General features: G+C 64.7%; 26 protein-coding genes and 1 pseudogene. 12 read left to right on the top strand and 15 right to left on the bottom strand.

What is annotated here, in order from left to right:
* Positions 1–413 precede the first annotated feature (413 nt).
* From ASD63_RS02340 to ASD63_RS02325, 4 genes are all read right to left on the bottom strand, one after another.
* Positions 414–1,055 (bottom strand): hypothetical protein, encoded by a 642-nt coding sequence (locus tag ASD63_RS02340; protein ID WP_034793361.1) that lies wholly within the window; start codon positions 1,053–1,055, stop codon positions 414–416.
* A 2-nt stretch (positions 1,056–1,057) separates the two neighbouring features.
* Positions 1,058–3,211: a molybdopterin cofactor-binding domain-containing protein gene (locus ASD63_RS02335; protein ID WP_034793358.1), complete on the bottom strand. Its 2,154-nt coding sequence runs from the start codon at positions 3,209–3,211 to the stop codon at positions 1,058–1,060.
* 4 nt (positions 3,212–3,215) lie between these two features.
* Positions 3,216–3,671 carry a (2Fe-2S)-binding protein gene (locus tag ASD63_RS02330; RefSeq protein WP_060528772.1) on the bottom strand — a complete coding sequence of 152 codons (456 nt, stop codon included), beginning with the start codon at positions 3,669–3,671 and terminating at the stop codon, positions 3,216–3,218.
* Between the two features lie 240 nt (positions 3,672–3,911).
* Positions 3,912–4,307, bottom strand: a complete 396-nt coding sequence (locus tag ASD63_RS02325; RefSeq protein WP_034793353.1) for an Ohr family peroxiredoxin — start codon at positions 4,305–4,307, stop codon at positions 3,912–3,914.
* A 150-nt stretch (positions 4,308–4,457) separates the two neighbouring features.
* On the opposite strand from ASD63_RS02325, the gene ASD63_RS02320 reads away from it, so the two are divergent.
* Complete coding sequence (locus ASD63_RS02320) at positions 4,458–4,943, top strand: MarR family transcriptional regulator (protein ID WP_034793351.1); 486 nt, start codon at positions 4,458–4,460, stop codon at positions 4,941–4,943.
* A 127-nt stretch (positions 4,944–5,070) separates the two neighbouring features.
* On the opposite strand, the gene ASD63_RS02315 is transcribed toward ASD63_RS02320, so the two are convergent.
* From ASD63_RS02315 to ASD63_RS02305, 3 genes are all read right to left on the bottom strand, one after another.
* On the bottom strand, positions 5,071–6,102 hold the full coding sequence (locus tag ASD63_RS02315) for a DUF3095 family protein (protein ID WP_034793350.1): 1,032 nt from the start codon (positions 6,100–6,102) through the stop codon (positions 5,071–5,073).
* Positions 6,103–6,301: 199 nt separating this feature from the next.
* The gene (gene greA / locus ASD63_RS02310; RefSeq protein WP_034793328.1) at positions 6,302–6,784 is read right to left on the bottom strand and encodes a transcription elongation factor GreA; all 483 of its coding nucleotides are present in this window, start codon (positions 6,782–6,784) and stop codon (positions 6,302–6,304) included.
* Positions 6,785–6,951: 167 nt separating this feature from the next.
* The gene (locus tag ASD63_RS02305; protein WP_234798746.1) at positions 6,952–8,328 is read right to left on the bottom strand and encodes a phenylacetate--CoA ligase family protein; all 1,377 of its coding nucleotides are present in this window, start codon (positions 8,326–8,328) and stop codon (positions 6,952–6,954) included.
* Positions 8,329–8,650: 322 nt separating this feature from the next.
* Between ASD63_RS02305 and ASD63_RS02300 the strand changes: the two genes are divergently transcribed.
* Positions 8,651–9,304: a glutathione S-transferase family protein gene (locus ASD63_RS02300; RefSeq protein WP_034793325.1), complete on the top strand. Its 654-nt coding sequence runs from the start codon at positions 8,651–8,653 to the stop codon at positions 9,302–9,304.
* Between the two features lie 63 nt (positions 9,305–9,367).
* On the opposite strand, the pseudogene ASD63_RS02295 reads toward ASD63_RS02300, so the two are convergent.
* Positions 9,368–10,508: pseudogene (locus ASD63_RS02295) on the bottom strand (amidohydrolase).
* Positions 10,509–10,665: 157 nt separating this feature from the next.
* On the opposite strand from ASD63_RS02295, the gene ASD63_RS02290 reads away from it, so the two are divergent.
* Positions 10,666–11,199, top strand: coding sequence for a putative immunity protein (locus tag ASD63_RS02290; protein ID WP_034793323.1), 534 nt, complete (start codon positions 10,666–10,668; stop codon positions 11,197–11,199).
* 7 nt (positions 11,200–11,206) lie between these two features.
* On the opposite strand, the gene gcvA is transcribed toward ASD63_RS02290, so the two are convergent.
* The gene (gene gcvA, locus ASD63_RS02285) at positions 11,207–12,151 is read right to left on the bottom strand and encodes a transcriptional regulator GcvA (protein ID WP_051659274.1); all 945 of its coding nucleotides are present in this window, start codon (positions 12,149–12,151) and stop codon (positions 11,207–11,209) included.
* A 124-nt stretch (positions 12,152–12,275) separates the two neighbouring features.
* Between gcvA and ASD63_RS02280 the strand changes: the two genes are divergently transcribed.
* A complete protein-coding gene (locus ASD63_RS02280) occupies positions 12,276–12,980 on the top strand; it encodes an SDR family oxidoreductase (RefSeq protein WP_034793321.1) in 705 nt (234 codons plus the stop codon).
* A gap of 70 nt (positions 12,981–13,050) precedes the next feature.
* Here the strand turns inward: ASD63_RS02280 and ASD63_RS02275 are convergent, their stop codons facing one another.
* The gene (locus ASD63_RS02275; protein ID WP_082936511.1) at positions 13,051–14,253 is read right to left on the bottom strand and encodes a histidine kinase; all 1,203 of its coding nucleotides are present in this window, start codon (positions 14,251–14,253) and stop codon (positions 13,051–13,053) included.
* Between the two features lie 249 nt (positions 14,254–14,502).
* Here ASD63_RS02275 and ASD63_RS35565 point away from each other — a divergent pair, with 249 nt between their 5' ends.
* From ASD63_RS35565 to ASD63_RS02265, 3 genes are all read left to right on the top strand, one after another.
* Positions 14,503–14,646: a hypothetical protein gene (locus ASD63_RS35565; RefSeq protein WP_034793319.1), complete on the top strand. Its 144-nt coding sequence runs from the start codon at positions 14,503–14,505 to the stop codon at positions 14,644–14,646.
* 293 nt (positions 14,647–14,939) lie between these two features.
* Positions 14,940–15,437 (top strand): N-acetyltransferase, encoded by a 498-nt coding sequence (locus ASD63_RS02270; RefSeq protein WP_034793767.1) that lies wholly within the window; start codon positions 14,940–14,942, stop codon positions 15,435–15,437.
* A 246-nt stretch (positions 15,438–15,683) separates the two neighbouring features.
* On the top strand, positions 15,684–16,100 hold the full coding sequence (locus tag ASD63_RS02265; RefSeq protein WP_034793318.1) for a hypothetical protein: 417 nt from the start codon (positions 15,684–15,686) through the stop codon (positions 16,098–16,100).
* Between the two features lie 38 nt (positions 16,101–16,138).
* On the opposite strand, the gene ASD63_RS02260 is transcribed toward ASD63_RS02265, so the two are convergent.
* Entirely contained in the window at positions 16,139–17,041 is a 903-nt protein-coding gene (locus tag ASD63_RS02260; RefSeq protein WP_034793316.1) for a LysR family transcriptional regulator, read from the bottom strand.
* A gap of 298 nt (positions 17,042–17,339) precedes the next feature.
* Here ASD63_RS02260 and ASD63_RS02255 point away from each other — a divergent pair, with 298 nt between their 5' ends.
* The 5 genes from ASD63_RS02255 (at position 17,340) to ASD63_RS02245 (ending at position 22,371) form a co-directional block, all read left to right on the top strand.
* Positions 17,340–18,113: an SDR family oxidoreductase gene (locus ASD63_RS02255; RefSeq protein WP_034793314.1), complete on the top strand. Its 774-nt coding sequence runs from the start codon at positions 17,340–17,342 to the stop codon at positions 18,111–18,113.
* 238 nt (positions 18,114–18,351) lie between these two features.
* Positions 18,352–20,649, top strand: coding sequence for a mechanosensitive ion channel family protein (locus tag ASD63_RS02250; RefSeq protein WP_143106223.1), 2,298 nt, complete (start codon positions 18,352–18,354; stop codon positions 20,647–20,649).
* 176 nt (positions 20,650–20,825) lie between these two features.
* A complete protein-coding gene (locus ASD63_RS36535; RefSeq protein ID WP_256385282.1) occupies positions 20,826–20,957 on the top strand; it encodes a hypothetical protein in 132 nt (43 codons plus the stop codon).
* A gap of 416 nt (positions 20,958–21,373) precedes the next feature.
* Positions 21,374–21,496, top strand: coding sequence for a hypothetical protein (locus tag ASD63_RS36530; protein WP_255380501.1), 123 nt, complete (start codon positions 21,374–21,376; stop codon positions 21,494–21,496).
* 482 nt (positions 21,497–21,978) lie between these two features.
* On the top strand, positions 21,979–22,371 hold the full coding sequence (locus tag ASD63_RS02245; RefSeq protein WP_034793299.1) for a hypothetical protein: 393 nt from the start codon (positions 21,979–21,981) through the stop codon (positions 22,369–22,371).
* A gap of 175 nt (positions 22,372–22,546) precedes the next feature.
* Here ASD63_RS02245 and ASD63_RS02240 read toward each other — a convergent pair whose 3' ends face one another.
* From ASD63_RS02240 to ASD63_RS02225, 4 genes are all read right to left on the bottom strand, one after another.
* Complete coding sequence (locus ASD63_RS02240) at positions 22,547–23,347, bottom strand: nucleotidyltransferase domain-containing protein (protein WP_309142277.1); 801 nt, start codon at positions 23,345–23,347, stop codon at positions 22,547–22,549.
* An 82-nt stretch (positions 23,348–23,429) separates the two neighbouring features.
* Positions 23,430–24,470: a cell division protein FtsZ gene (gene ftsZ / locus ASD63_RS02235; RefSeq protein WP_034793296.1), complete on the bottom strand. Its 1,041-nt coding sequence runs from the start codon at positions 24,468–24,470 to the stop codon at positions 23,430–23,432.
* Between the two features lie 460 nt (positions 24,471–24,930).
* Complete coding sequence (locus ASD63_RS02230; RefSeq protein ID WP_034793282.1) at positions 24,931–25,539, bottom strand: glutathione S-transferase family protein; 609 nt, start codon at positions 25,537–25,539, stop codon at positions 24,931–24,933.
* A 167-nt stretch (positions 25,540–25,706) separates the two neighbouring features.
* The gene (locus ASD63_RS02225) at positions 25,707–26,504 is read right to left on the bottom strand and encodes an aminoglycoside phosphotransferase family protein (protein ID WP_034793279.1); all 798 of its coding nucleotides are present in this window, start codon (positions 26,502–26,504) and stop codon (positions 25,707–25,709) included.
* Positions 26,505–26,569: the final 65 nt, after the last annotated feature.

Below are 26,569 nucleotides of genomic sequence, written 5' to 3'. Positions count from 1 at the left end.
CCCGTCCGAACCGGCGGGGTCGATCTGATCCTTGTGCTTGCTATGCTCTGCGCGCAACGACCGACAGCCCCGGGTGCGGGGCTTTTTTCACAGTCGTCAGTTTGGCGAGGCGGCAGGTCATGAGCGCGAAGGTCGAACAGTCCGGCTGCATTGTCAAGGAGGACCCGCTCCTAGCGACGACGTGCCTGCGCTCCCCGATCGTCGCAGCAACGCCTCGATCTTGCAATTTTCAGTTGTTTACAGTTACTTGACCGCATCAAATCCAATCTTGCAGCAGGCCTGGCGAAGGCTGCTGAAGATTGCATGACGCCGTGCGCGGCACGCGCTTCGACAGGCTGATACAGCGCTCGCCGGCAATCCAATCCGCTTAGCCCAAACTTGAGCTTCCGCTCAGTCCGGACATGCGCTTGCGCTCAGTCCGGACATTCCGCGCCGGTATCCACCCAGGCTGTGATCAGCGCGGCGAACTCCGGTTGCGAACCGGGCGGCGCACTGCGGCCCTCACCCGGATGCCAGGCCCAGCCGACCAGGTGATCCTCGCCCATGTGCTTGCTGAGATCGGCATGGGAGCGGTTGCCGTTACGCTCGGTGTCCTTCACCTGTTCGCAGATCTCGCGAACGGTGAGGCCCTGCCAGGCCATGCTTTCGGGCGCCAGCTGCCAATGGGCGTTGCCGGGGATGGATTTCAGCCGGCTGCCGACGATCGCCCGGTTCTCCGCGCCGTGGCAGGTGCTGCAGGCAAGGCCGGCCGGCCCCATCGAACTGTCGGCGGCGATCATCAGTGGCACATGCGGGTGCATGTCCTCGCCCTGCGTCGGGCTGCGCGTTGCCGGGTGACAGTTGATGCAGCGCGGATGGGTGAGCACCCGGCTTGCCTCGGCAAAGATCGCCTTCGAGCGCTGGCGCGCGTCGGTGATCGAGGCAAAGTCGGCCGCGCCTTTCAAGGCGCCGCCGCTGGCGGTTTCGGCAAAACCGTTGACCGGCTCGAAAGTGGCGATGAGACCTGCGGCCACGAGCGCGGATGCAAGCGAGAGAGCAAGAGCGGGCCTGTTCATGGTCACACCCTCCTCAGGTCGCCCTGGTCGATCGGCAGGGTTCTGAGCCGCTTGCCGGTCGCCATGAAGATCGCGTTCAGAAGCGCCGGCGCCACGCCGGGCGTGCCCACCTCGCCGATGCCGCCGGGCGCCTCGGCGCTCGGCACGATATGCACCTCGATCGGCGGCGTCTCGTGAATGCGCAGGACAGGCGCATCGTCGAAATTCCCTTCGACCACCGCGCCGTTTTCGACGGTGATGCGCCCGTAAAGTGCCGCACTCAGGCCGTAGACGACGCCGCTCTGGATCTGCGCTTCGACCGTGTCCGGGTTGATCACCTGGCCGCAATCGACCGCGCAGACGATACGCTCGGTCTTGAACCTGCCGTTCCCGTCGAGGCTGACTTCGGCGACCATCGCCGCGAAGCTGCCGAAATCCTCGGCAACCGCGATACCCCGCCCCCTGCCCTTGGCAAGCGGGGTCGACCAGCCGGCCTTCTCGGCTGCAAGGTCGAGCGCGCCGAGCAGCCGCGGCTTGTGCTGCAGCAGCCGCCGCCGGTATTCGAGCGGATCGATGCCCGCCAGTTCCGCCAGTTCGTCGATTCCGCATTCGACCGGGGGAATGTTGCGGGTGGCGCCGACACCACGCCAGTTACCGGTGAGCATGCCATCCGGCGCCTCCTGGCGGGCAAAATCGGTCTGCCTGTTTTCGATCGCATAGGGCGTTTCGGCCCCCGCCATCTGGTCGAGGTCGACACCGTCCTTGGTAAAGCCCGGGAACCAGCGCGCCATGACCGACGGGCCGATGACCCGGTGCCGCCAGGAGACCGGCATGCCGTCGGCCCCGAGCGTCGCCGTCACCTTGCTGTAGTTGAGGTAACGATAGCAGTCGTGACGGATGTCCTCCTCCCGGCTCCAGGTCACTTTCACCGGGCCCTTCACCTGCTTGGCGATCTTCGTCGCGAGGATCACGCCGTCGACATCGAGCCTGCGGCCAAAGCCGCCGCCGAGCAAGTGGTTGTGCACCACCACCTTTTCGACCGGCAGGCCGGTAACGTCGGCCGCCGCCTGCCGTGCCCGGCTCATGATCTGCGTCCCCACCCAGACCTCGCAGCCATCGGGGCGCACATGCACGGTGCAATTCATCGGCTCCATGGCGGAATGGGTCAGGATCGGCATGCGGTAGACGAATTCGTGCACCGGCCCATGCTCGGCCTCGGCCTTGGCGACATCGCCTTCGCTGACATGCGGCAGGGCCTTGCCGTCGATCGCCGCATCCATGAGGTGCTCGAGTTCGGCTTGCGAAACCGAGGCGCTCGGCCCCGGATCCCATTCGATCGAAAGGGCCGCGAGCCCCTTCCGCGCAGCGCCGGTATTGTTGGCGACGACCGCGACGGCCTCCTCGATGCGGACCACCTGGCTGACGCCCTTGATCGCCATGGCCGGGGCCTCGTCGACTGAGCGCAGCTTGCCGTTGAAGTGCGGACAGATCGCGATCGCCGCATAGGAGACGCCATCCGGGCGGGCATCGATGCCGAATTTCGCCGTGCCGTTCACCTTCTCCGGGCTGTCGAGACGATGCATCGGCTTGCCGATCACCCGGTAGCTGGACGCCGGCTTCAGCGGCACCTCCTGCGGCGCGACTTCAGAGGCCGCAGCCGCAATCAGGCTGCCATAGGCGGCGCGCCGGCTGCCGGCGGTCTCGACCACATGTCCCGCCTCGGCCTTGCAGGCGTCCGGCGAAACGCCCCAGTCGCGCGCCGCAGCGCCGATGAGCATGATGCGGGCCGCCGCACCCGCCTTGCGCATCTGCTCGTAGACACCGCGGATCGCAAAGGAACCGCCGGTGATCTGGTCGCCCAGCAGCGGATTGGCATATTGCTTGGGGTCGGCCGGCGCATGTTCCAGCACCACCTGGTCGAGCCCGACCTCCAGCTCTTCGGCAAGCATCATCGCGACCGCCGTATAGATGCCCTGCCCCATTTCCACCGAGGGCATGACGAAGGTGATCTTGCCTTCCTGGGGAATGCGGATGAAGGCGTTCGGCGAAAAGGGCTCGCCCGCTGCGACGGCCGCCTGCGGCCTGAAGCCGATCACCAGCCCCGCGCCGGTCAGCGATGCGCCGATCAGAAGCTGGCGGCGCGATAAGGAAAGGTTCGTTCTGTCGAAGATGGACATGGCATCACCCCCGCGCCGCAAGCTTGATGGCTGCACGAATGCGCGGATAGGTGCCGCATCGACAGATGTTTCCGGCCATGACCGCATCGATGTCGTCGTCGGTCGGCGTGGGATTGGCGGCAATGAGCGCGGTCGCCGACATGATCTGCCCGGATTGACAGTAGCCGCACTGCACCACGTCGATGTCGATCCACGCCTGCTGCACCCGTTTGCCCTCTGGCGTGTCGCCGATGGCCTCGATCGTGGTGATCGGTTTCTCCGCCGCCTCTGACACCGGCATCACGCAGGAGCGCGCCGCCTGCCCGTCGACATGGACCGTGCAGGCGCCGCACATGGCGATGCCGCAGCCGAATTTGGTTCCGGTAAGCCCTATCGTGTCGCGCAGGACCCAGAGCAGAGGGATATCGCCGTCCACATCGACGGCATAGCTCTTTCCATTGACCGTGAGGTTGTAAGGCATGCGACCATCGGCCCCTCAGGGCCGCTCCCCTGTACATGCGAAGGCGCGAAAATACCAACAAGGCGGACGATCGGCCAAATTACATTCTTGTGAGGTCCCGTCGGGAAAATCCCTCCGCCGCCGCCGCCGGACGCCATGCGTAGAGGAACGAGCGCTGCTGAAACGAAATCGGGATGCGCCGCGGCTGGTGACCAGCTCAGGCACATCCCGGTGATATCAATAGGTTTTTTTAAGCCGAAATCAGAGGAGATTGGTCTCGACGTCGATGTTGCCGCGCACTGCCTTGGAGTAAGGGCAGATATCATGGGCGGCGTGGATGATGTCGTGCGCAACGTCGCGGTCGAGACCATCCAGGCGAACGTTCAGGCGGGCACGCAGGAAATAGGAGCCGTCGTTGACGTTGAGATCGATCTCGGTATCGACCTGCGGCCCGGCCGGGAGCTTCACCTTGCGCTGCAGCGCTGCGAGCTCGATCGCGCCCAGGTAACAGGCCGACCAGGCGGCGCCGAACAGGTTTTCCGCGGCCGGATGCGGCTGGGTGAGCTTGAGTTCCAAAGTGCCGTCTTGGCTGATGGTGCCGCCGTCGCGGCCGCTGGTGTTGTGGGTCTTGCCGGTGAAAAGAAGCTTCTCGGTCATGTCATTTCCTCTCTGTTTGATTTTTTATCGGATCCGATTTAATCGGATGCGATGTTTATAGATGAAGCGTGAAGTACCGTCAACACCATTGCGATTTAATCGGATACGATTTATATTAAGTGCAGACAACGAAAAGGAAAAAAGATTCCCATGTCCACGTCCAAGACTGCCAAGGACCCTGGCACTGCATCGGCCAAGGGCGGCAAGAAGCTTTCGAACTTCCTGTGCTTTGCGATCTACTCGGCAAATCTTGCCTTCGGCCGCGCCTATAAGCCCCTGCTCGACAAGCTGGGCCTCACCTATACCCAATACGTGACCCTCGTGGCGCTGTCGGAAGAGGACGACCAGACGGTGAGCACGCTTGGTGAAAAGCTCTTTCTGGAATCGAACACGCTGACGCCGATCCTGAAGAAGCTCGAGGCTGACGGTTACCTTCAGCGTCGCCGCGATCCCGCAGACGAACGCCAGGTGCGGCTGACGCTGACGCCGGCCGGCCAGGCGGTGGTGGATGCCGAGCCGGGTGCTGCGCTGACCGACGTGATCGGCCTCGGTGACGACTTTGAGACGGTGCAGCGGTCGGTGGCAAAGCTGCGCGACAACCTGCTAGGCGCTGGTCAGCCCGGAAACCGGAAATAGTGAAGGTCGCTGAAACGCCCGCCTGCCGCTGCCGCGATTATCGCTCGCGCAAAGGCCGGCACGGCGATTGGAGCGGCCAGCATCACGCGCAAGGGCGGCTCTCCGCCGCCCTTGCCGCTTGGCCGGATCAGGCACTCAAGCGCTCACGCGGCACCATCATTTCCGCCGCTTTGGCGTAACCGCCGTCCATGCCGTCGAGAAAATGCAAGTGCGCATCCGGTCGCGCCGACGGCACAAGGCAGGTCATCAGCGCGTGGCTCTGCCGGTGCAGCCCGAAGATCACCTCGCCGCGCGCCTTGGCGGCCGCAAGGATCGCCTCGATGCGGTCGATCTGCTCCGTCGTGCAATCCACCGTCAGGCGCAGGCCGTCGTCATATTTGCGAAAATCGGAACTGGCGGCCACTCCCGCCCAGCGCTCGGGCGCAACCCGCACCCGCGCGTCCTTCGGCACACCCATTTCCTCAGGCAGAGGATGCGACTGCCGCGGCCCTTGATCGAAGACAGCGATCACCGCGCGCGCCACGGCGGCAAAGCGCTCGGGCGTCACGTCGTCGGCGGGTTCGGCCAGCAGCGACAGGATCTGCCCCTGCCGGCTTGGAAACGGCCGCCATTCGCAGGCAAGGCCGGTCAGATCCGGTTCGGCTCCATGGCTTTCCGGCGAAAGCAGGTAACGCCCCTCTTTCAACTGCCGCTCCGCCCACTTAAGCCCACCGCCGGCAAACATCGCATAGGTCGCGTTTTCCGATGCGGCATAGCGGGCGATGCGCACATCCTGGCCATGGTCCCTGATATCCCGGACCGTCAGCAGGCCGACGCGCAAATCGAGACCAAACCGGTCCCTTGCGAAGGCGGCGAGCTGCCGCAGCGCCGAAGCTGCCATTGCCGCGCCACCGGGCGCCAGCGCAAAGGCCGCGCCATCGCCGCGAAACACGAAGGGAAAATCGAAATCGCCGCGCGCATTGCCGATGGCGGCAATCGCCGAAGCGCCGACATAGTTGACGTCCTCGTAGCGCCCGGCCCGGATCGCGCCGGTGGAATTCACGACGTCGGTGATGCCGATCAGCCAGTCATCCGGCAGCGGCTCGTAGACATCGGGATCGAGCACGCGGGAAAACTCGCGATAGGCGCGAACGGGCGTAGCGTCACCAGTGTTGTGCATGTCCATTCTCCGTACCGACGAACCGAGGAAACCTCTTGGCCGCCTGCCTCCGGCAAGCGCCTCCGATCATCCGGCACCGCCAAATTAGATCGGACGCGATATAAATACCGAGCAACAGCGGAATGTCAAGATGACACTATTAAATCGGATACGATAATAATGGCCACGAATCCACGCGATCAAGCCGAAACGCTAAAGGTCAGGAAATCGCCACGACCTCGAGCTCCTGGTCGCCGACCGTGACGAGGTCGCCCACTGCCTTGCCCATGAGGATGCGTGCCACCGGCGAGACATAGGAGATCGATCCCGCCTTGGGGTCTGCCTCGTCCTCGCCGACGATCCGGTATTTTTGTACCCGCCCGTCGTCCCGGCTGAAGGTCACCGTGCTGCCAAAGGCGACGATCTCGTTGGAGGCAGGTTCGGGCATCAGCTGTGCGGTGCGCAGCCGTTCGGAGAGATAGCGCACGTCCCGCAAGGGTCCCGCCTGCTGCCGCCGCTTTTCGTTCACGTCGTCGATCGTGGCTGCCGCTTCATAGGCGACCCGCGCCTCCTGCATCTGCGCCTCCAGCGCCGTCAGCCCCGCCTTTGTCACCAGGTTCGGATGCGACGAAACCGCCCGGTCCGGCAGCAACGTTTCGGCGGCGGTTTCGGCACTTTCTTCCTTGGTGAAGGCAACGCTCAATCTTCAAAACTCCGTATCGCGGGCAAGAGGCCGGCTTCATATCGGCCCCGGACCGGCCTATCAACACTATAAGCCGCTTGCCCGCCCGCCGGCCACCGGAATGTCCACCTGCTGCCGCGTGGCCGAAGCCGGGCCGCGATTGCACCACGCGTGCATCCTGCCCTCTCCTAGTCGCCGCCGGAGACCACCAGCTTTTGCTTCGCGCCGCCGCCCGAACGCGCGATCGCATCCACCACCCGCACACGGAACTCCGCGGGTTCGGCTTCCACCGCCTCGAGTGCCGCACGCACGCCCAGTTCGACGGCAGCGTGGACGGCGGCCGCATCGGCGCCTTCAAACACGGCGATCGCGATTTCCAGACCATCCGGCAGTTGCACGAACTGGAATTGCCGCACCCCGGCCGCACCCGTCAGCGGCGAGCGAAGCCGGTGGGCGTGCACATTGACCGTCCCACCACCACGCCTGGGCAGCCGCAGCGTCTCTTCCCTCCGCCCGGCAATCGACCCGATCCGCCAGAACGGCAGGCCGCAGCGGCACGGCTCGGTCGCCATCGCCACGATGTCGGAGATCTCGTAGCGCACCAGCGGCAGCGCGCGATTGGCAAGGGTCGTCACCAGCAGCTTCGCGCCCTCCACGCCGTCGGGTACCGGGCGGTCGTCTCCGTCCACCACCTCGAAGACGAAGCTGTCCTCGGCGAGATGCAGCCCGTCGCCAAGCAAGCATTCGTGGCCCATGGGTCCCGCCTCGGTGCAGACATAGCTGTCGGCGATGGCCGCCTGCCAGGTCTCGGCCGCAAGCTCGCGCACCTCCTCCGTCAGCGTCTCGGCGCTGGTTCGGAAAAGCCGCGGCCTGATCTTCAGCCGCCCCGCCTGCTGCTCGCCCACCAGGACACGCACGAAGGACGGATAGGTCGAGATCACCTCGGGCTGGTTCAGGTTGAGGCCCTCCACGATCTCCTCGATCGGCATCAGCACGTTGAACCGGGGCGCCGGCGGCCTCAACGCCCGAAGCTCCACGCCGATATGGTAGGAAATATGGACCGGCGACGAGGCGAATATGGCAACACTGCGCGTCGTCTCGTCGATGCCGACGATCGCCTGGAAACGCACCATGTTGGCGATGGCCGATAGCCAGGCTGCGGGATCGAAGACCGCGACCCCACGCTCGCCGGTCGTGCCGCCCGTGGCAACGGCTCTGTATTCACCAAGCAGAAGCGAGCCGGAAGACTGTCCGCCGAGATGCCCCTCGACCAGTTGCCGGCTCAGCCTCGGGTCGGTAACGATCCGGTCGAAATTCTCCATAAGCGCCCGCTTCGTCAGCACGGGCAGATCCTTGAGTGCGGCCCCCTGCGCCAAGCGGTCGCCAATGGTTTCGCGATAGTAGGGTGACGCATTGACCGCATGCTTCAGGGCGGATTGCAGCGCGCCGCCTTGAAACGATCGCAACTGCACCCGCGACCATTCCGAGCGCAGCAGACGCTCCTGTGCCGCCTTCAGCAGAAGGTCGCGATCGAGCGTCGGAGACGCGGCGGTGACTGGCGACATCGGATCAATCCTCGTGTCCTGCTTCAGCCTGGAACCGCGCCAACAGCAACCGGGCACGGTCAAAATGTCGGCATGCGGACGAACCGTCGCTCCGGCAGATGGAGCCGGAGCCCCTTGCCGCGGAAAGCGGAATCGGCCCGCCTGCCCGCTGCAACCGGGATTTGCGGCGAAACGTCCAATTGCACCTCAGGGCCTTGATTGTATCGCGAAAGCGGGGATCTATGCGGCTGCAACGCGAAAAAGCCGCCCCGCCCCAGTCTCGACGCAGGGCGACCAGGCTTCGGCCGGATTCGTCGCGGCGCGATCAGGAGGAGAAAAGCAATTGGCCGAGCCGTTTGTCGTCTACGGAGCCTCAGGCTCAGGATCGGTTCCGATCGAGGCCGTTTTGAGCCTCATCGGCGTGCCCTACCGCGTCGAGGAACACGCCCCCTGGGAAGGAAAGCAGGAGGCGGACAGGCTGGCGCGCATCAATCCCCTGCGCCAGGTTCCGGCCCTCGCACTCCCGACCGGCGAACTGATGACCGAAAGCGCCGCGATCCTGCTCTGGCTTGCCGACGCACACCCTCAGAGCCGTCTGGCCCCGGCGATAACCGACCCAAAACGGCCGGCGTTTCTCCGATGGATGACCTTCGTATCCGCCGCCATCTACGCGCTCTACTGGATCACCGACGACCCGTCCCGCATCGCCGAACGGGAAGAGGACCACGCAACCGTCAAGGCCCGCGTGTTCGACCGCGTCGCCCATTGCTGGCAGCGAATGGGCGCGGAACTGCAACCGGGCAAATACCTTCTCGGCGATGAACTGTCGGTCCTCGACCTCTACGTCGCCACCGCCTCGCGCTGGTCACCCGGCCGCCGCCGCTTCTACGAGGTCGCCCCGACCCTTGCCGACATCGTCCGCCGCGTCGATACCGATCCGAAGCTCGCGACGCTCTGGGCGGAACGCTTTCCGTTTACCGAGGGCTGGGAGCGTTGAGGGCAGGAAACCTCGTTGATGTCGTCGCTGCAGCCGCAGCGCGATGGACATCCGGCCGATCGCTCAGAGCGGCATTCTGCCCTCCACGATGGCCCTGAAATAGGCCACGCCGAAAGGAATGGCATCGTCATTGAAATCGAACCGCGCGTCATGCACCGACGCGCTGTCGCCATTACCGATCAGCATGATGTTGCCGGGGCGCGCTTCGAGCATGAAGGCAAAGTCCTCCGAGCCCATCAGCGGCTCCAGGGCGTCGTTGACGTGCGCGTCTCCGACCAGGGATCGCGCCACGCTGACGGCAAAGGCGGTCTCTCTTCCATGGTTCACGGTCGGCGGAAACATGCGTTTGTAGGTGACCGTGGCGCTGGCTCCGTAGGCCTCGGCAATCCGTTGCGCGATGGAGGTAACGCGCGCCTCTATCAGGTCTCTCGTGCCGGGATCGTAGGTCCTGGCCGTCCCGCCCATCTCGGCCGATTGGGGGATGACGTTGCCGGCCTTGCCTCCTGCCATCCAGCCGACCGTGACCACGGCGCACTGACGCGGATGGACGTTGCGGGAGACGATCGTCTGCAAGGCCAGAAGTACATTGGCGCCGACCACCAGCGGATCGACGCTGACGTGCGGGGAAGCGCCATGTGCGCCCTTGCCGTCGATCCTGATCCTAAAGCCATCGGCGGAAGCGGCCAGAGGTCCACAAGCGGTGGCAAACTGCCCGATCGGCAAACCGGGCTCCGTGTGCATGGCATAGATCTCGTTGATTCCGAAACGCTCCATAAGGCCATCGTCGACCATGGCCTTGCCACCGCCGCCGCCCTCTTCGGCCGGCTGAAAGACGACCACGGCCGTGCCGTCAAATGCTCGCGCCTCGGCCAATTCCCGCGCGGCCCCCAGCAACATCGCCGTGTGGCCGTCATGACCGCAGGCGTGCATGACGCCCGTTGTCCTTGACGCCCAGGCGGCCCCGGTCGCCTCCTCGATTGGCAAGGCATCCATATCCGCCCGCAGGCCAATCACCCTGCCGCTCGACCGCTTCTGGCCGTGGATAACGCCCACGACGCCCGTCCGACCGATGCCGGTCACGACCTCGTCGCATCCGAACGCGGCGAGTTTGGAACGCACGAACTCCGCCGTCCAACTCCGGATGGGCATGAATGTCGCGCCGCCAGGCAACGACATCGCCATAATCGGAACCGACGGCCGGCATGGAGCCTCCCTTTTCCTGAGTTTGCGGCTGCAAATGGCTCGGCGGTGAAAGATATGGCGTTTATGAAGGGATGCAACCTGCGCCCTCTATACAACCGATCGGCTTGTCACGTGGCGACCGCATGATATGCATTCGGCCTGTTCACCATGAGCACCCCATGACCGACGAAGCCCCACCACCGCTCCTGACCGAAGACGACCTGCGCCATATTACCCGCTGGGCGGTCCTGTGCGCCGCGCGCGCGCTGCCGGTCTTCGAGGCGGCGGTGCCGGGCGATACCCGGCCGCGCGAGGCGATCGCCGCGGCTGTCGCCTTTGCCGAGGGTGGTCCGCGCACGGCCGTCTTGCGCAAAGCCGCCTGGGGCGCCCAGGCAGCGACGCGCGCGGTTGACGATCCCGCCGCCAAGGCTGCCGCCCGCGCGGCCATTGCTGCGGCCGGTGCGCCCTATACCCACCCGATCGAGACGCCGCACCAGATCAACCATGTGCTCGGCCCCGCCGCCTACGCCATCCAGGCGCTGTCGATCGGAACAGCCGACGAGGCAGCCGCCACCGAAACGGAACTCCGGCAGCTGATCGCGCTCGCATCGACGGAAATCCGAGGCATCGTCGGCAAGTTGCCGGGACGAAAGCCCAGCAAAGGCGCGTTTCACGCCCTGCTCTACCGGCTCGACACGGCGCTGCGTCGCTGATCGCGGATCAGGAACCCTCGCTCCGCCACCCATTTGCAGGATCCCGATCGGTCGGGCCTCCCCGCTCCTTTTTCGCCTCGTCACTGAGCCAGGCGATCACAGTTTGAAGGCTGAGCGACTTTCGGTAGCGCGGCCAGACCAGATAGAAGTCCGAGGGCCCAGTCATCGAGCCCTCGAACAGCCGGATGAGCCGCCCTTCGGCGAGATCGCGCGCGACGAAATCGCGGTTGGCAAGAACGATCCCCTGGCCTGCCGTCGCCGCCTCGATCGCGTGCGAGGTCTGGTTGAAGCTGATGCCCTTGAACGAGGCCTGCCGGCTGCCGCCGAAATGCCGCTCGATGAACTCCGGCCAGAAATTATGGGCGTCGTGCAGCAGCGTGTAGCTGGCCAGTTCCTCGGCGGTTTTCGGCGCCGGCCGCCCGGCAAGCAGCATCGGGCTGCAGACCGCGACGATCTCCTGCTCGAACAGCAGTTCCACCGCAAGCCCCGGCCCGAAGGGTGGCCGCCCATAGCGCACGGCGAGATCAACGCCATCGGCCTGGAAGCTCGACATGCGGTCGGTCGCCAGAATATGCAGGTCGAGATCCGGATGCCGCGCGGTGAAATCCGGCAGGCGCGGGATCAGCCAGCGCGACGCGAAGGACGGCGTGGTGCTGATCGTCAGCCGCACCGGCTGGGGCTTCAGCCCGTCGGTCGCCCGCGCGATGATCTCCAGCGCCCGCCTGACATCGGCGATATAGGCGCGCCCCTCGCCGGTCAGCGCCAGCGCGCGCGGCAACCGCTCGAAGAGCTTGACCCCAAGCTCGGCCTCGAGCCCGCGGATCTGCTGGGCGACGGCCCCTTGCGTCACGCCCAGTTCCTCGGCTGCGAGGCGAAAGTTCAGGTGGCGCGCGGCCACCTCGAACACTTTCACCCCATTCAGCGAAGGGAGCTTTCCCGGTGCATCACTCATCGGATAGTTTTTCTACTGCCATATGAAAGCGAAATTGCTTCGTCGTCGCATGGAGGAGATGGTATTTCAATGGCAGCACCCGCGAAAGCGGCATTCCACGAATATGGATGAGGAGATTGGTAAAATGGCAGTAGAAAAAGTGGCCGTAATCACCGCCGGCGGCTCAGGCATGGGTGCCGAGAGCGCCAGGCGTCTGGCAGCCGACGGCTACAAGGTTGCGATCCTCTCCTCCTCCGGCAAGGGCGAGGCGCTCGCCGCCGAGCTCGGCGGCATCGGTATCACCGGCTCCAACCAGTCGAACGACGACCTGAAGCGTCTTGTCGATGCGGCCATGGAAAAATGGGGCCGGATCGACGTGCTGGTCAACAGCGCCGGCCATGGCCCGCGCGCCCAGATCCTCGAAATCACCGACGAGCAGTGGCACACCGGCCTCGACGTCTACCTGATGAACGTCATCCGCCCGGTCCGCCTCGTCACGCCGATCATGCAGAAGCAGAAGGCGGGCGCGATCATCAACATCTCCACCGCCTGGGCCTTCGAGCCCTCGCCGATGTTCCCGACCTCCGCCGTCTTCCGCGCCGGTCTTGCCTCCTACACCAAGATCTTCGCCGACACCTATGCGGCCGACAATGTGCGCATGAACAACGTTTTGCCCGGCTGGATCGACAGCCTGCCGGCGACCGAAGAGCGCCGCGATGCCGTGCCGATGAAGCGCTACGGCACCAGCGCCGAGATCGCCGCCACCGTCGCCTTCCTCGCCTCTGATGGTGCCGCCTACATCACCGGCCAGAACCTGAAGGTGGATGGCGGCCTGACGCGTTCGGTCTGAACGCGAGCCACCCCTGTTACTCCCGTCGCGCGCCTCCCAGGGGCGCGCGCCAGCCATTGTCGCACCCCGTTCAGGCCGTCACGGCCGGCGCGGCGTTGATGGCAGCATCGGCAAGCCGATCGGCGGCGGGTGCCCTCAACGGCATGGTCAGGGTCACGCGGAAATGGGCCGGGGAGACCGGTCCGGCGATGAGCGAACCGCCCTCGGGGAAGCGCGCCTTGACACGCTCTTCGACATTCGCAAGCCCCACACCGAGCCCGGATCGATTGACCATCGGCAGGACTTCGCCGGCATCGGACACGTTGTCGACCGAAAGCTGCAGCCGGTCCTCCTCCTGCGACGCGCTGATCGTGATCTTCAGATCGCCGGACGAGCGCCCGAGCCCATGCTTCACGGCATTCTCGACGAGCGGCTGCAGGATCAGGCTCGGCACCAGCGCCGTTCTCAGCTCCTGCGGAATGTCGAGCGTGACGCTGATGCGATCGGAGAACCGCTCTTTCTCGATCGCCAGATATTCCGATTGCAGCGCCAGCTCCTCCGAAAGCGCCAGATCCCGCAGAGGATCCATCTCCAGCGTCTTTCGCAGAAACGACGACAGCGAAAGCACCACGCGGCTCGCCTGAGAGGAGGCGCCCTCCTCGATCAGACCGACGATCGAGTTCAGCGTGTTGAACAGGAAGTGCGGATTGATCTGGTAGTAGAGCGCCTGCATCTTCGCGGTCAGCGCCTCTTCGCGCGAGATCGCCAGCCGGCGCTCCTGCGCGCTGACCTTCAGATTGTACATGTAGGCGATGAAGAAGCAGGACCAGCCGAAGAACAGCGAGACGCCGTAAAACAGCGTGTAGCAGAAGTTCTCGATTGTATAGTCGACACCGACTGCGGGCTTCACATAGGTGAACAGGTGATAGTCGATGGTGGTTGCAACCGTCGACGCCAGAATGGACAGGACGGCCGACACGAAAACCTGGGCTGCGATGTTCCGCGCGCGCATCATCGCCACGATGTGCGAAATCATCAGCGTGATCAGCACGCAAACCAGCGACACGACGAGCTTGATCGGCGCGTAGTCGACCGGATTGACGCCCAGCACCACCCAGAGCCCGCCGGTCATGAAGAACTCGGCCGCCCAGAAGGAGAGCACGAGCTTGATCACGCGTGAGAAGAACGCCGCGGCGCTCGTGTCCGAATGGTCCATGTCGAAGGTTTTTCGGTAGAAACTTCCAAGCACCATTATTCCGGCCACCATCCGCATTCGGTCATTCGCGTCGTTCAATCTATTTGCCTCAATTAGCGAAAATCAACCAATGCAGGCAAATCAACCTTTGTACGCCACAGGAATAGAAGGCGCTGCGGGCGCGCTGAGGTTCCCCTGCGCGGCCACACAGACGCCAGCATAGTGGTCAAATCGGCCCCCTCAGTCGCTTGGCCGGGCCACCCTCCGTGCGCATGTTCGTCGCTATCCCGTTGTCTTTCCTTGAGAAGCTCCTATTTCCCTGACGAAACCGCGAAAAAGGAGTTCCGCATGAACCGAAACGGCCTCTATCTCGTCATCGCCCTGCTTGCCGTCGCCGTCGTCGGCCTCGGCATCTATGTCTACCAGGAAGAGACGAAGCCGGGCGTCGAGATCAAGATCGGCCAGGACGGCGTTTCGGTTCAGGAAAACTAGGACGCAGGCAACAGGCGCGAACGACGAAGCGGGAACGGACCTCAACCGGCCGCCGCGTGAACGCGTTGCGCTACCAGAGCCGCCTGTTGACCATGGCAAAGGCCTGGCCCTATACCGAACCTGCTCGCCTGAACTGAGCAGAGGAATTGTCGATGCTGGAGCTTGTTCTCACCCACTGAGCGTCTCGATCGGTCGAGACGCGAAACCGCGCCACCGGCGAACGATATCCGTCGTTCGCGGTCGACAGCGCGCGACTGAAGGGTTTCAAGAACAGGTTTTTGACAATGACCACCATCGACATACGCTCCGAACGAGCGACTGACATCGCAACCATCCGGCAGATCACCAAGGCCGCTTTTGCGCCGATGGCCTATAGCAGCCAGACGGAGGCCGAAATCATCGACGCGCTGCGCAACGCCGGCGCCTTGACGATCTCGCTGGTCGCCCTCGACCAGGGCGAAATCATCGGTCACGTCGCCTTCTCCCCGGTCACGATCGACGGGAAGGACAAGGGCTGGTTCGGTCTCGGCCCCGTCTCCGTCAGGCCCGACCACCAGAAGAGCGGCACCGGCGGCAGGCTGATCCGCGAAGGCCTTGCGCGCCTTGCAAAGACCGGCGCCAAGGGCTGCGTCGTTCTCGGCGAGCCCGACTACTACAAACGCTTCGGCTTCGAGAACCACGCCGCCCTGCGCCTTGAAGGCGTTCCGGCCGAATACTTCATGGCAAAGGCGTTCGAAGGTCCGGTACCGTCAGGGCGCGTCAGCTTTCACGCGGGCTTTGATGCAAGCTGATTGACCTGACGACATGCCTCGGAGCGCGATGTGGAAGCACATCGCGCTCCGATACTCGCCTGCTTCCTCGTCGCCGAGAAGGGACGCCTGTTCGGCGACGCCAGCGTCAGAACCGCGCCGGCGCTGGACGCATGAGCATCTTGATTTTGCATCCCGAATGACTGTCCATGACGACAACCGTCGCGACTCGCTGCTGCCAGGCGATCACGAGAGACCGCGACATCCCGAAACGCCAAAGGTGCCGCGTTGCCTGCAAGCCTTTCCTTCACCGCCGCGCTGCTGCTTGTGGCCGCATCCGCCTCTGCGGCGATGGCAGGCGAGACGAGCACCGCGCCCTCGGGCACCTATTGCGGCCAGCTTTCCTCCGCCGGCGTGCTCTCGGACGCCGAGACGCATTTCGAAACCGCTGCCGATGGTACGGTCGTCGGCAAATACGTGTTTTCCGATCAGGGCCAGTCCGTCGACGGTGAACTCGCCGAAACCGGCGACGATGGCGACGGCAGCGATCTCACCCGAAGCTTCATGTGGCGCGACAAATACGGCTACGGCCAGCTGATCGTCACCTTCACGCCGGATTTCTCCGAATTCGACGGCAAGTGGAATGCCGGCGGATCCGAGTTCCTGCCGTGGAACGGCAGGCGGTGTCATCAGACGATCAGCTAGAGCGCGCCAACAAAGCGAGCCCAAACCGCATCGCCGCCTCACGCCGCAATCACCCCCCGCATCAGCCCCTCCAGCCAGTCGGCAAACACCTTGAGCCGGCGCGACAGATGCTGGCGGTGCGGGTAGAGCAAAGCCATCGGCATCGGCGCGGCGACGTGATGCGGCATCACCTCGACCAGCCGGCCCTCTCGGATGTGATCGATCACGTCATAGGCCGGGATCTGGATCAGGCCGAGGCCGGCGAGGCAGCAGGCGATGCTGCCTTCGGCGCTGTTGACGCTGACCCGGCCGGCAACCGAAACCGTGCGCGCCTCGCCGTTCTCCACCCATTCCCAGTCCTCCACCCGGCCGCTCGAGGGTGAAGCGTAGTTGACCGCGACGTGGGCGCTGAGATCGTCGGGCGTCTCCGGCGTGCCGTGGCGCTCGAGATAGTCGGGGCTTGCGACATTGATCAGCCTGAGCGTGCCGAACGGCCGGGCAATCAGGCTCGAATCCTCGCGCGGTCCGACACGCAGTGCGCAGTCGACGCTTTCCTCGATCAGGTGCACCGCCCGGTCGGTCATGCCGAGATCGATGTCGATGCCGGGGTACCGCGCCAGGAACTCCGGCAGCGCCGGCGCCACGATCAGCCGGCCGATGCGGCTCGGCAGGTCGACCCGCAGCCGTCCGGTCGGGCCGGAGGTGTCGCGGCGAAACAGGTTCTCCGCCTCGTCCATATCGGAAATCAGCCGCAGGCAGCGCTCGTAGAAGGCTGCCCCATCCTGCGTCGGCGCAACCTTGCGCGTGGTACGATGGAGAAGTCGCGTGCCGAGCCGTGTTTCGAGCGTCTGCACCGCCGCCGAAACCGAGGAGCGCGGCAGGCCCAGCGTGTCGGCCGCGCGGGTAAAACTCGCGCTTTCGACGACACGGGTGAAGATGCGGAAAAGCTCGATCCTGTCCATGCCGGCGCGCGACGCCTCACTCCCATTGTTCGTAATTCCTGACAAGTCATGTCACGTTCGGGGACTTTATGCCAGCAGCGCCGACGATATTCTCCTGGTCGCGATGCCGGTCGCATCACCGACCGCTCACGTCGGCGGCGATAAGGCCCGCACCCTATGAAGCAAGAGACACGACGTCCGCAACGAGCGGCGGTCGCACAGGCGGCCCGTACTGGAGAGCGGGGCGATCTCGGGCAAATGCGTAGCCCGGCCCGCCGAACGAAAGCATCCGCCATCAGGCGCACAACAGGAGAAACCCATGGCAGACCACAGCATCAACGGCAAAACCGCCCTCATCGCCGGCGGCGCGAAGAACCTCGGCGGCCTGCTCGCACGCGATCTTGCCGCACACGGCGCCCGTGGCGTCGCGATCCATTACAACAGCGCGGCAACGAAGGCGGCAGCCGATGAAACCGTGGCGGCGATCAAGGCGACCGGTGCCGCGGCCCACGCCTTCTCCGGCGATCTCACCAGCGCCGCCAATGTCGAAAAGCTCTTTGCCGACGCCAAGGCGGCGCTCGGCAGCATCGACATCGCCGTCAACACCGTCGGCAAGGTGCTGAAAAAGCCCTTCGTCGAGATCACCGAAGCCGAATACGACGAGATGAGCGCGGTCAATTCGAAGTCCGCATTCTTCTTCCTGCGCGAGGCCGGCAGGCATGTCAGCGACAACGGCAAGGTCTGCACGCTGGTCACCTCGCTGCTCGGCGCCTTCACGCCCTTCTATGCGGCCTATGCCGGCACCAAGGCGCCGGTGGAGCACTTCACCCGGGCAGCAGCCAAGGAGTTCGGCGCGCGCGGCATCTCCGTGACCGCGATTGGACCCGGCCCGATGGATACGCCCTTCTTCTACCCGGCCGAAGGCGCCGACGCCGTCGCCTATCACAAAACCGCATCGGCCCTTTCGGCCTTCTCCAGGACCGGCCTCACCGACATCGAGGACATCGTCCCCTACATCCGCTTCCTCGTCTCCGACGGCTGGTGGATGACCGGCCAGACGATCCTGGTGAATGGCGGCTACACGACGAAGTAGGCCGGAGGACCTGGCACCGGAGCGTCCGCCCAGCGTCTCTCTCCCCGCTTGGCGGGGAGAGATGTCCGGCAGGACAGTGAGGGGGCAGCTTCGGCGCAGGGCAACCCTTGGTGAGCGGCGGCCCTGGCGCGGCCCAGTCCCCATCCCGCCCCACAAAATTCGATTGGAATTTTAGAACGTTATGTAATGTGATGGACAAGGCCGCAGGGCGGACAACCGATTTTGATGGATGAATTTCATGCTGCGTTTCCACTTCTTCTGCCGCCATCTGCTGGCGGGCCTCGTTCTCGTCCTGACCCTCGCCCTGCCCGCACTCGCCGAGACGACGCCTCCGCCGGTCACCGTGATCCTTACACCCGGCCAGAGTGCTGCCGAGATCGAGGAGACCTTGCGCGCCGCCGCCAAGGCCGGCGGGTCGGTGACCGTCGAGTGGCGCGACGCTGCGGCGCAGGCCTCGGGCGAAACGACGACGCCCGCTGGCGCTGGCGTCGCGGCACCGGCGCCCGCGTCGGGGGGCGCGGCCACGCATCAGGCTGCACCCGCAACCACGACGCCTGAACCAACGTCCTCGCCCGATCAGCCGGACACGCTCGACACGCTTTCCGCTCGTTTTGTCAATGGCTTGCAGATGGGCGTTGCCGGTATGTCCGGCATCGCCGGGGTGATGGCTGACGTTGCGGCAGGCATCCGCGCCGAGGGCTGGTCGGTGGTTTCGGTAACAGCCGTGGCCCTGCTCGCCGTCGCAGCCGGCCTTGCCGCCGCCTTTGCCAGCCGGCTCCTCATCCACCGGCTGTTCGGCGCCTCGTTCGAAGTGGTCGATCTGCTCCACCGCATGCGCGCCTCGCTGATCCGGCTTGGCTTCGACATCGCCTATCTGGCGATCATCGCCGTGGCCGCGCATGCCGTTGCCCGCCTGTTCCTGACGCCGGCCACTGCCTCTGCCGAACTCGCCCACGCCCTCATCACCATCGCCCTCGCCTCCGTGGTCTATGCAGTCGGCGCCCGCTTCCTGTTTGCGCCGACGCGGCCCGAGATCCGCCTGCTCGATATCGCCCACCCGCGCTTCCACGCCAACATGCTGACCGCCTATGGGGCGATCGGCGCCATCCTCGGCGCCAGCCTGCGCTTTGCCCACCAGCGCGGACTGGAGAATGCTGCAACCGATGGCTGGCTGTTGATCGGCGTGACCCTGTTGACGCTGTTGAAACTCTATTGGTTCATCGCCGGCGCCGGCGATATCCGCACGGTGTTTGCCGGTGAAAACCCAGGCCCGGTGCGCCGCGCCATCGCCTTCGGCGTGCCCGAATTCTATGCGGCAAGCGCCATCGTGCTCTGGCTGATGAGCGTCATCGTTGCCGGCAGCCCGAACAGCGCCGCCTGGAGCTTTGCCGGCGGCACGACACAGATCATCCTGCTCGCGCTTCCGATCCTTGCCTTCGGCATCCATTCGCTGGCGGGGGCTGCCGCCGAGCGCCGGCGCACGCCGGCCTCCCACGCGCTGCACGCGGCGATTTCGGGCAGCGTCCAGACGGCGCTTGCCGGCGCCATCTGGCTGATCGGCCTGCATCTGATTATCACGCTCTGGCGCCCGGTGCTCGTCCAGCATGATACGGCCGGTGCCATCGGCTGGATCGTCATCCTCGAGCGCATCAGCCTTGCGGTGGTCGCGAGCTGGGTGATCTGCAGTTTCCTCTGGAAGAGCTTCGAGGCCTTCGCGCCCACCGCCCGCCTCGCTTTGCCCGGCGACAGCGAGGACGATACGGTGGTCCACCAGCAAAGCCGGATTTCGACCATCCTGCCGCTCGTCCGCAACCTAATCTTCGGCGGTATCTTCGCCGTCACCAGCCTCGTCATCCTTTCCGCACTCGGCATCAATATTGCGCCGCTGATCGCCGGCTTCGGCGTGCTGGGCCTCGCCCTTTCCTTCGGCTCGCAGACGCTGGTGAAGGACGTCGTCTCCGGCATCTTCTTCATCGCCGACGATGCCTTCCGCGTCGGCGAATATGTCGATACCGGCAAGCTCAAGGGCACGGTCGAGCGCATCTCGCTGCGCTCGCTCCGGCTGCGCCACCAGAACGGCCAGATCCACACGATCCCCTATGGCCAGCTTCAGGCGGTCACCAATTTCAGCCGCGACTGGAGCACGGTGAAGTTCGAGTTGAAATTCGAGCGCGATGCCGACCCCGAGAAAATCCGCAAGACCATCAAGAAGGTCGGCCTTGCCATGCTGGAGGATCCCGAGATCGGCGGCGAATTCCTGGTGCCCTTGAAGATGCAAGGTATCCAGGACGTCACCGAAAACTCGCTCGTCGTGCGCCTCAAGTTCACCGCCCGCCCCGGCAACCCCAGTATCCTGCAGCGCGAGTCGATGAAGCGCCTGCTGCCGGCGCTGCGCGAAGCCGGCCTCGACCTCGCCTCCAACGCCGTCACCGTGCGCTCCGGCGCTGCCGGTGCAGCCGAGGCGGAAGCGGCCGCCGCCAACCTGGCGCTGGCGAAAAAGCCGGCAGCGGCCGAAACGGCGGAGGCGGAGGGATAAGCAGGCAGTCGATGGCGACAGCGGCATGGACATGCCGTGTCCGCCAACGGCACGCGTCCTCCACCGATCTCGGTCCGGCGACGAGGACACGCAATCATCCAGGTGCCGCGACGACCTTTGCGTGTATGGTGGGTCGCGCGGGCGCGGCAGCAGCGCCTTTCGATGGAGCGTCAGGAATGGATAACGATCACCTCTGGTACTGTCTCGTCGGCACGAAGGACACCAACACCGGCATGGCCCGCTTCCTGCTGGCCGTCGGCGCATTCATCGTGCTGTTCGGCGTCGTCTTCTGGATCCTCGGCCACTAGAGCCGTTCGGCGGCCATCTCTTCAAATCGACATCGAAGGTCCAGAAGCCCGAGGAGATGCGAAGCGCTCCTCACGCGTCCGAATTCACACGGCTGCGCCGCTTCACCCGCCCGTTGAACTTCTCGGTGGCCGGCCGCAACTCCGATCCGTCGTTCTCGCGCTACCGCTTCAACACGGCGTGTAGCTCCCCGGGGAAATCTCCGGCCTAGGACGGGCTGGAGCACACCGAAAAGCTGCATTCCTCCGCGATTTCCCGCTGTCCCCACGGGAACAATAGTCGGCCCCGCCCATTTGCTAGAACAGGTTCAACAAAAGGCCGGAAGGCCTTTGACCGGAAAGCACAGGGCTTCCGGATCGATCACCGCCCGGCGCAACGAAGGATCAAGGCCAGGCAAGAAGGAAGTCGGAGCAACGCCATGCGCATCATCCTGGTAGCCCTTGTCGCCTCAGTCATGAGCATCCTGGTGTTCAAATATGCCGATCATTCGCTTGGCAACACGCAGATCGTTGCAACAGCCGAACAGCTGGCCGCCCTTTAAGAACCTCCCGCTGATCGCGCTGCCGGTAGCAGAACGATGCTCCGGCCCGGCGCGACACCTCTCCATTCTCCCCATCTCTGGCTGAAGACGGCACTCGCGCTCGAAGCGCCACCACAGGGATTGCCTTTGTCCAGTTGGCGCGAAGGACATCGGTCGTGGCCCGCCGACCGTTACCGTTTCCATCCCAGGCGTCTCTGGCAGCTGCCCCGCAGGCGCAGCGACATAGCCCCGCCACCGATCGTGCCCTGCCCGCCCGTCCCCGCTCCGGCTGAGGGCGCAATTGGGAGCGCCCAATTTCGCAACCTCTAATAGACACCGAACGATCGGAGAACGGTCCAAGCACGAAAGTGGTTTTCCCGTAGCCTCCTCCCCCAAATGGGGGAGGAACATTTCGTGAAACCACTCGACGCGTAAGCGCGCCTCTTGCTAACCGTTAAAGTTGTCTTACATAGGCATGAGCAACAATTTATACGATTGAATAAATGGACTTTCGTCTCGTCGCCGGCGGCATGTTTGTCGCTCTGCTGTGCGCAATCGCCATCGTCCTGTTCGCGCCGCGAACCGAGCAATATATGAGCTATTCCAAATATGAGTGGACGATCTCCGCGTTGCGCAAGCGCCCGGGCGCGCAGCGGCAATATGTAGAGGCATGCGTATCGGAGTACCTGCCCGACCTAAAGGACAATGCGCTTGAGGGAACGCCCTATTCCAGCCGGAAAGAAATGGCGGAGGACGTCTGCCGGCGCTACTTCAAAGTGTTCATCGATGGCAGGCTGAGCTTCGCCGAGTTCAACCGCTCGATGTACGAGGAGCTTCCATTCTCCGTGGTCGAGGAGGCTGAGCGCCGGGAGCCACGCCCTCCGCGCAGCAAGTGAAGGCCAAAGGCCTCGCCTCTGCACTCGCCGTAGCTGTTGGCTCACCCAGAACTTGGCCGTCAGCCCTGCGGGCGCCGGCGCTCGTGTTGAAGCGTCCCGGCGGTTCCTCGCAAACAGATCATGTCCCCACCCGCGCCCAAGGCATCGGAGGAGGCCATCCCACGAGCCGGCGCATTCACTGCGCGAGAAGACCAGGACGCCGGGCATCCGGCGGCGCCGTCCGACGGTCCCCGGCAAACAACGGCCCGCCATGCGGCGCCAGTTCCAGCTCGGCAAGCCGGATCAGCTCTGCTGCCTGTCCTGCGCCCGCGTGGCGCAATGCCGTGTCGAAGCTTTCGGCAAGCGACGCGTCCGCCCGGACGAGCAACCGCGGTAGCCATTTGCCGCGCCCAGACCATCGTCCGCGGCCAAGCAGCATCAGATCGGCGAGCGGCTTCGTCAGTTCGGCGGCAATGGCGCGGATCTCGGCGGCCGGGCGTGCATCGCGCAGATCATCCACCAGATCGGTGATCTGGTAGCGTAGTCGGTCGCGTATCTCAGGCGTCAGCGGCGCCGGCCCTCGTTCCAGGCGCTGTTGCGCCCCGGCCTGAAGCGCTTCGGCACGCGCCCGCTCAGGCCCGATAGCAACGCCGCCCGCCACCATGTCCGCAAGCACCGGGCAACCGCCCGCCATATCCTGGTCGACAAACCAGTTGAGCGTCTCGAAGTCGTGCACGAAGGCCTCGATCGGAAAATCGTCGAAATGGAAGCTTTCCCGCCAGGCGGCCGGCAGGGCCTCGTGCAGCACCACCAGGTCGATATCCGAGGTCTGCGTACCCTCGCCGCGCAGGATCGAGCCCGCGACGATCGCAAAGATCGCCTGCGGAAAGCGTTCCGCAAGCACCGCCTCAGCCGCCATCACCGCTCTCGCCGCACGGCCTGGTGCCGCTGGCGCGTGCTTTGCCGCCTCATCGGCGGGCACACCCTCGTCGCTCATTCGAGCCTCCAAACGCAAGGACCCTCCCGATATGGCGTCATCACATCGGGAGGGTCCTTGAAGCAGGCGATGGATGCGAATGCTATTGCAGCGTGCGGGTCGGTGCAGGTTCAGCCGCCGGCTGGCCGACGGCGGCACCGGCCGGGTTGGCGGATGAGCGCGCGCCGTCGAGGCCGGTCGCAACGACGGACACGCGGAAGGTACCGTCGAGCGTACGGTCGAAGATCGAACCGACGACGATGTCGGCTTCGTCATAGACCTCTTCGCGGATGCGGGTCGCGGCTTCGTCCACCTCGAACAGCGTCATGTCCATGCCGCCGGAGATCGAGATCAGCACGCCGCGGGCGCCGCGCATCGACACTTCGTCGAGCAGCGGGTTGGCGATGGCGGCTTCGGCCGCCTTCAGCGCGCGGCCCTCGCCGGTCGCCTCGCCGGTGCCCATCATCGCCCGGCCCATGCCCTTCATGACAGATTTCACGTCGGCGAAGTCGAGGTTGATCAGGCCTTCCTTGACGATCAGGTCGGTGATGCAGCCAACGCCCGAATAGAGCACCCGGTCGGCGATCACGAAGGCATCGGCAAAGGTGGTCTTGGCGTCAGCGATGCGGAAGAGGTTCTGGTTGGGGATGACAATGACGGTATCGGCCGCCTCGCGCAGCCGCTCGATGCCCTGCTCGGCCGTTTCCATGCGGCGCTTGCCTTCGAAGCTGAAGGGCTTGGTGACGACGCCGACCGTAAGGATGCCGGCCTTGCGTGCCGCCGCCGCAATTACTGGGGCCGCGCCCGTGCCGGTACCGCCGCCCATGCCGGCGGTGACGAAGCACATATGCGTGCCGCCGAGGTGATCCATGATCTCGTCGATCGATTCTTCCGCCGCCGCCCGGCCGACATCCGGCAGCGAGCCCGCGCCGAGGCCTTCGGTCACGGCGGCGCCGAGCTGGATGATGCGCGACGACTTCGACATGGCGAGCGCCTGCGCGTCGGTGTTGGCGACCACGAAATCGACGCCCTGAAGCCCTTCGTTGATCATGTTGTTGATGGCGTTGCCGCCACCGCCGCCGACCCCGATCACGGTGATCTTCGGGCGCATTTCGGTGATCGTGGGCTTCTTGAAATCGGTCATGGCTTGTCTCCTAGAGCCAGCGCCTTGCAGGCGCCCGGCAGCGGCGAATCGGGCAGCTTGTATTTTAGGAATTGAAAAAAGCCATGGAGAAGGCAAGCAAAAAGGGCGACGCGCCTATCCACATATGAATTTTAGCGGGGGCGCAGAGGCGAGAATTCGGTCGTTGGGTTTCGTCTGCAGAATGGGGAAATCTACAAAATAATCAATGCTATGGCGCATGCCATCCCCTCACCCTGACCCTCTCCCCGCCTGCAGGGAGAGGGAACGCGGACGACGGCCGGCTCCCAGGTCGAGACCTGCCGACGGGCAACGCGGCTGCCACATTGGCCGAAGGAACGAGCGGCCGCCACGTCCCACCTTCTCCCCGCGACAACGGGGAGAAGGTGGCCGGCAGGCCGCATGAGGGGCCGATCTCGCCACCCTAAGACTGCGCGAAACCGCCCCTGCCACAGGCTGTCCCTTAGGCCTCAAAACTCGGCCGCGAACGCACCCGCTCCAGCCAGCGCTGGACGTTTTTTGCGGAAGCCGGGATTTCCATGCCGAAGACCTCGCAGAGCCAGGCGGTGACCCCTGCGGTGATGTCGGCGATCGAGAATTCGTCGCCTGCCAGGAACGGCCTTCCATCCGAGAGCTCATCGTCGAGCCAGCCCCATTTCTGCGGCACCGCCGCCCGCTCGGTCTCGGCAAAGGCCGGAAACTGCGTCAGCCGCTCGGCAAAGAACGCGTCCGAATGCAGCGCCACATTGCCGACGGTGCCGAGGATCACCAGTTCGGCGCGCCGGTTCCACATCTCCACCTTGGCGCGGCTGACGGCGTCATGGCCGAAGAGTTGCGGCTCGCGCGTGGTCTCCTCGAGATAGCGGCAGATCGCGACGCTCTCGGTGATAACAGTGCCGTCGTCGAGTTCCAGCACCGGGATCTGACCGAGCGAATTGACCGCGAGAAACTCCGGCGCCTTGTGCTCGCCCTTGGCGAAATCGACATCCACCATCGGCAGCGAGATCCCCTTCTCCGCCATGAAGATGCGCACGCGATACGAATTCGGTCCCATGCCCTGATAAAGCTTCATCTTATCCTCCTGTCGATGAGGCGACCGCCCCGTTCCTCCTCAACCGCATAAAAGCGGAACACCGGTTGTTTATAACAACCAGTTTCATTTAACTCAATGGTTTATTTCAGTAGGCAAAAATTCTTTTTCGCGAGCGCTATCGGCTTGCCCTGCCGCTTCGCCGGTCGTCAGACAAGGTTTCGGGACAATAGTGTCCTATAGCGCTCGAAGGCGTCCCGCTCTCGCCGCCAGTGATCGAGATGCCCGTCCCGTTTCAGCCGCTCGGTCGCGGCCGCGCCGATCATTGCCAGCATCGCCGCCTCGTCGCCCATATGCCCGAGCACATCGGCGACCATCCCAAGCAACGCATCGTCCGAGGCAAGACCGTAGGTCGCGCACAGCCGTTTCAGCCGCCGGCTGCCATCATCGAGATCCGCCAGCGCCGCGGCCTTCAAGTCATCGGAATGGAAGGAAAGCGGCACGGTCCAATAGGCGAGATAGGCAAGGTCTCGCAGCCGCGGCCCGGGACCGGCGAGATCGAAGTCGATGATCCCCACCGGTTCGCCGGCCCGAAAAACGAGATTGTACGGCGCAAAATCATTGTGGCAAATGACCTCCCATCGACGCCGATCCGGATATCTAAAGGCCCAGCGATCCGCCGCGCCGAAGTCGAATTCGGCCGTCGCGTCATGATAGGCGCGAAGCAGCCGCCCTGCGGCAATCAGCGCATCCTCGCAAAGCCAGATGTCGGAAGAGACACCGGCATCGCCTTCAACAAAGCTCAGCATCTCTCGTCCCTGGCCGTCGAGGCCCAGGAACCGCGGCGATCCCGCAAAGCCCTTTGCCTCGAGACGGAGGAGCAGCCGGTGAACGGTCGCGCTCTCAGGGCGCGTGGCGCGGCGCACCGTATCGCCCACGCGTACGACGCCGGCATTGACGTTCCCGCCCGCAAGCGGCGTTTCCTGTATCGGCGTTTCGGATGTCATCGGACCGTTCGAGAGGCTGGAGGCGAAGCTGGCCGAGGATCGTCTTCGGATCACCCCCTGTCAAC

The organism is Ensifer sp. Root558, assembly GCF_001427045.1.
GTDB classification, from domain to species: Bacteria; Pseudomonadota; Alphaproteobacteria; order Rhizobiales; family Rhizobiaceae; genus Ensifer; species Ensifer adhaerens.
This window is presented reverse-complemented; position numbering and strand designations above follow the sequence as displayed.